This is a genomic window from Catenibacterium sp., assembly GCF_052354645.1.
GTDB lineage: Bacteria > Bacillota_I > Bacilli_A > Erysipelotrichales > Coprobacillaceae > Catenibacterium > Catenibacterium mitsuoka_A.
In genome coordinates this window covers 1-5,490 of record NZ_DAWDDM010000128.1, presented here as the reverse complement: position 1 = coordinate 5,490, position 5,490 = coordinate 1, and the positions used below count along the sequence as shown (strand labels likewise).

Here is a 5,490-nt window from a genome sequence, read left to right as displayed (position 1 = left end):
GATAAGGAATTTGGAGTAGAAGGTGATAATCAAGTAGCTTTGGAAAATGATACTAATAAAATAATTAGATTTAATGTTGATGATGTAGAATATAAATTTGAAATGATTATTATTGATGATAATCCATCAGCAGAATGGCTATCTATAGTAAAAAAAGAGGAAGCAGAATCTTACACGATTAAATGGAATATATCTAATGTGTTCTTTAAAGAACTATCAGACAATCCAAAATTCATTAGTAAAATGCAATCGTTTATATTTGGTTTGTCTTTAGCAGAAATACTTTCAAGAAGATATGGAGAAAATGGATTGATTAATCCAGGGGATATTAGAAGACGAATGAATAAAATTCTAAAAGATTTAGGTGGTGATTAAAAAGTGTCAAAAATAGACGAGTTGATTTATGCGGATAGAATAGAGTCTAAAAGCGAAAAATGGACAGTTTCTTTAGATGGGGAATATTTAATATCCATAAAAGAGTATTTGAAAAATAAGATGCACATTTCAGATAGTGGAATTAATAAAACTATGTTTAATGCAGCTAAAATATTAAGTTATTGTCCAAATCCAAATAATAAAAATATAAAAAGAGTAACAGGGTTAATGATTGGAAAAGTTCAAAGTGGTAAAACATCTACTTTTATTACTACTATTGCAACGGGTTTTGATAATGGTTATAACATTGCTATTGTTTTAGGTGGTACAAATAATTCTTTGCTTGCTCAAAATAAGGACAGAGTAAAACAATATTTCAAAGAAGAAGATTCTGTTGTTATTTTATCTACTAAAGAAGATTCAAGTACTATCGAAATGCAAAAAATTAAAAATTTTTTGAAACTAGGAAAGAAGATAATCATCATTTCTTTAAAGAATCAAACTCATATTTATAATCTTCAAAAAGAATTATTTATGGATGATACTTTGACTTCACAACCAGTTTTAATTATTGATGATGAGGGTGATGAATATACATTAAATACGAAGTATGATAAAAAGAAAGAGAGCGCAAATTATAAAGCTATTAAAAATCTAAGAAATAGTTGTGATAGATGTGCTTTTTTATCAGTGACTGCGACACCGCAAGCTAATATTATTGTTCCAACTATTGATGTTTTATCTCCTGATTTTTGTGTGCTTGTTGAACCGGGAGAAGGATATTGTGGTTTAGATGTCTTTCATGATGTGGATAGTCCTTATTGTATTGAAATTCCTAATGAAGAACAGGGAATTCTTGATGGAGATGGTATTCCTAAGTCTTTTTATGATGCGATGAGTATGTTTTTTGTGGCTGCTACTATATATCATGAAAGATACAGAAATGAAAAAGGTAAAAAAGAGAAATTTTCAATGTTAGTTCATCCGGCTTGGAAGAACGATGATTTGACAATTGTTTATAAATATATTGAAGATATTTTCTCTAATTGGAGTTTTTTGTTAGAACATCCTGAAGATTTAGATTATGACAACTTGATTAAGAAATTTAAGGAATCTTATGATAGTTACAAAAAAGCAGGTGCAGATGTTATTCCATTTGAAGAGGTAAAAAATAATATTTCTGCTGAATTATTGGATTGTGGTCGATTTTTGATAACGGGACAAAGTCCATTAAATGATCAGGATAAGAATTATACAAATAATATCTATATAGGTGGTATTATGGTAGGAAGAGGTCTTACTTTTTCTGGATTAGCAATTACTTATATAGTTAGGTCCGCTAAAGGTATATCAAATGTAGATACTGTTCAACAAAGAGCAAGATGGTTCGGTTATCAGATGACTAACAAAAAGTATTTAGATTTATGTAGAATATTTGCGACAGAAAAAATATTATCGGATTTTGACGCTATCAGAGAACATGAAGAAGAGTTGTGGCAATCAATAAAAGAATTTAACCAAATAAAAGACAATTTTAAAAACATGAAAAGAGTATTTTGTTTGCCAGATGATTTGCGTCCTGCTAGAACATCTGTAGGAAAAACTGAGAAGTATAGCATATCTGCCTGGTCTACGGAAAAGAATTTTGTTGAATGCGATGAATATCAAGAAAATAATATTAGTGTAATGAAATCTTTATTGGAAGATTATAAAGATAGTATAGAAATAGAATCTTATGGCAAGAATGGTGGAACAAAACATAAAGTTATAAGAGGACTTTCATTTAAACACGTAGTTGATGTTTATTTGAGTAAATTTATTTTTTCTGAGAATTCTGTTATAGATACAGTATTTTTGAAACGTGTTTGTATGTACTTGGAAAAACAAAAAATTGAACCAGTTTGTGATTTGAATTGGCCAAGATATAATTACAATAATGGATTGCAGAAAGTAAAAGTCATTGATGGGAAAATAAACAACTATATGGTTGGTAAATCACCTAAAAATGCTATGACTGAAGATGAAATTGATTATTGTGGTGATAGAGAAGTAGTTCGTGGTAATGTTATAGAAATACAGTTTCATAATATACTAGATAAAAAAACAGGCCGAACTAGTTTGTGTTTGGCAGTATATATGCCTCCAAATTATAGAATGAAGAATCTCATAACAACGGTATAGGAGGAACTATATGAATATATGTGAAACTTACAAAGAAAAATTTTTATATAATCAGGATGTTGATTCAGACTTCGACTTAGTTAACGTGAATGAAGATATATTTGTGGGTGAAGACTCAGAACGAAATCTTTGTGTCATAATTATGTCCAAAGAAAAAGCAAGAGAAGAATTGTCATATAGAACAAAATTATTAAGCTTGCAATGTAATGTATCACTTACGCTGAAACTTAATAATGGTCCGCATAATGATATTTATCATGTGATTACATGTTATTCAAATGTCGATAACGAAAAATACTTATTTTTACAGTTGGTTGATACTTATTTCTTTAACCAAAGTATAACTATGGATAGGATGATTACTATTTTTGGTGTATTGAATGATTTCTTTTCTAAAACACCATCATTGAGCGCTAATGATTTACAAGGAGTATATACTGAGTTATTTACTATCTATTATTTTAGAAACGAATTCGATTTTGCAAAGTACTGGCAAAGCACTGACAGGATGAAGTTTGATTTTTCAATTACGGAAGACTTGAAAATTGATGTAAAATCCACAATAAAAAGTGAAAGAATCCATAAGTTTAGACATGACCAGTTAAATTCTGCCAAAAACAAAGTGTATATCATATCTTATAAGTTACAAAAAGATGATCAAGGGTTAAGCTTATATGATTTGATGAAGTCGTGTTTGCCGTTATTGAACTCTTATCCTACAAAAAAAGCTAGAATTGTGAGATATATTTGTGATGATGAATGCAAGGAAGAATTGCAAAAAATTAGATTTAATGAAAACTATACAATAGATAATATGAGAATTATTAATGCACTTAATATTCCTAAATTTAAAGAAAATCCACTAAATGTCACAGATGCAGAGTATAACAGTAATTGTGAAGAATGCTTAATGGAGGATAATGATTATATTATAGGTGAACTAAAAGAAGCCATTGTGAATAAGTAAGGGACTGCACTATACAATTTAAAAAATACTATTCTATAAAAAATCCTCGTTATATTTTTGTGAAAGCTTTTGCTGATTAATATATTTATTCAAAAAGCAGAGTAACCATTAAGGCTACTCTGCTTTTATAATCTCTTCTAATCTAGGTTCTAGTGTATTGATAATGAATGTTACTAATGCATTACCCATCATAAAATATCTCTGTCTATCAGTCATTCCTGTATTAGTCCAGTTATCAGGGAAATGTTGTAATCTCTCGGCTTCTACAGGAGTAATAATTCTCTTTTCTCCTGTATCTAGGTCTGCAACAACGTGGCTACTTCTATTCACTGTACCTTCACTTGTTAACATGGTTCTACTTGGTAAATCAATATTTTCGGGATAAGCTATCTTTCCTTCAGAAAAGTTATAAGTGAAACCTGCTGCATTTGTTCTTGTGATTCGTTTAGAACCTTTTAAGTATTCAAACTTCTCTTTCTGTTTATCATTTAAGTAGAATTTCTTATCTACGTTATGAAGTAAAGTGTTTTTTAAAGGAATTGGTTCTTTGAACTGAGGCTCAGTCTTAAAAGTTACAACTTGGCCATTCACCATACAACCTGTATTTTCAAAGTTTGCATGGAATTTTTCTGTCATCTCTACAGTATCTTCATAAGAAGTCACATCATAAGTTCTAATAGGAGTATCAATCAAGTTGATTGGGAACTGTCTTGCAAACAATCCATCCTTTGCGATAATATCCTCAATCTTTATATCAGAAAGTGTATTTGCATACTTTGTATCTTTTCTCCATGCAAAAATGAATGTTCTTCTTCTTCTCTGTCTTGCCCCATATTCAGCAGCATTGATAACACGCCATTCTACATCATAACCTTCATCGTTGAAAGTTCTAAGCATAATACCAAAGTCTCTACCACGCTGTTTAGAAGGTGACTTAAGTAATCTGTCTACATTTTCTAATAATACAAAAGGTGGCTTTTTCACATGTAAAATCTTTGCGATTGACCAGAAAAGAACACCTTTCTTACCTTCAATCCCTTTTTCACCGCTTAGTGATCTTGCAACTGAGTAGTCCTGGCAAGGAAAACCTCCGACAAGAAGACTATGGTTAGGAATATAATCTGCATCTTCATCTAAGTGGGCTACTTCCTCTTGGATATCGATATTGGAAGTATGTTCTTTACCAAATCTTGTACAATAGCAGTTATATGCAGGCTGTGCTTTAGTAGATGGTTCAAACTGATTCGCCCAAACGAATTTCCAATTTCTATTTTCAATAGCTTTATCATTTTCATCAAATGATTTAATATCATTCAATCCTACTCTAAATCCACCTACACCGGCAAATAGTTCTACAACTGTTAGTTCCATGTATACTTCCTCCGTCTTATGTTATAATATAATTACATTTTTATGTATAAGCCCATAACACATCTATTATACATTAAATAGAATTATCGATCAATAGGCAAAGTGGTCTATATATTATCATTTTTCAAGGAGGATTGTAAGTGTGAGTGAAGAAAAAAATAAAGTTTATCAAAGCATAGAAGAACTACTGGAAACAGCTCAGTCTTCTTTGGGCGTTCCTTTTAAAGAGTATGATGTGAATAATCGTTTGAATGGTGGTAATAAGGGAAAGATTGGACAAGTCATTGAAGAAGGATTATTCCATAAAGGCATTGATAGCCGACAAGAAGCAGACTTCCCGGAATTAGGAGTAGAATTAAAAGTCACTCCAATGAATAGAGTAGGGAAAGATAAGAATATGGTTTCTGCAAAAGAGAGACTTGTTGTAACTATGATTAACTACATGAAGGATTATGCTGTTTCATTTGAAGATAGTCATGTCTTAGATAAGCTCAATAAAGTTCTTTTGATGTTTTATTTTAATGAGCCTGAAAAGTTGAATTATGATTTATGCATAGATAAGATTTTTCTGTATGAGTTTAAAGACATACCAGAAG

5 protein-coding genes are annotated in these 5,490 nt (G+C 30.5%); 4 read left to right on the top strand and 1 reads right to left on the bottom strand.

Annotation, left to right across the window (positions count from 1 at the left end):
- The 3 genes from ACT8VG_RS06755 to ACT8VG_RS06745 all read left to right on the top strand — a co-directional run.
- The coding region (locus ACT8VG_RS06755; RefSeq protein WP_444195467.1) for a hypothetical protein at nucleotides 1-375 on the top strand (375 nt) is incomplete at its 5' end.
- 3 nt (nucleotides 376-378) lie between these two features.
- Entirely contained in the window at nucleotides 379-2,556 is a 2,178-nt protein-coding gene (locus ACT8VG_RS06750) for a Z1 domain-containing protein (RefSeq protein ID WP_444195466.1), read from the top strand.
- Between the two features lie 10 nt (nucleotides 2,557-2,566).
- Nucleotides 2,567-3,523 carry a PD-(D/E)XK motif protein gene (locus ACT8VG_RS06745; RefSeq protein ID WP_444195465.1) on the top strand — a complete coding sequence of 319 codons (957 nt, stop codon included), beginning with the start codon at nucleotides 2,567-2,569 and terminating at the stop codon, nucleotides 3,521-3,523.
- 114 nt (nucleotides 3,524-3,637) lie between these two features.
- On the opposite strand, the gene dcm is transcribed toward ACT8VG_RS06745, so the two are convergent.
- The gene (gene dcm / locus ACT8VG_RS06740) at nucleotides 3,638-4,894 is read right to left on the bottom strand and encodes a DNA (cytosine-5-)-methyltransferase (RefSeq protein WP_444195464.1); all 1,257 of its coding nucleotides are present in this window, start codon (nucleotides 4,892-4,894) and stop codon (nucleotides 3,638-3,640) included.
- A gap of 142 nt (nucleotides 4,895-5,036) precedes the next feature.
- On the opposite strand from dcm, the gene ACT8VG_RS06735 reads away from it, so the two are divergent.
- Nucleotides 5,037-5,490: MutH/Sau3AI family endonuclease (locus ACT8VG_RS06735; RefSeq protein WP_444195463.1), on the top strand; the 454-nt coding region annotated here is incomplete at its 3' end.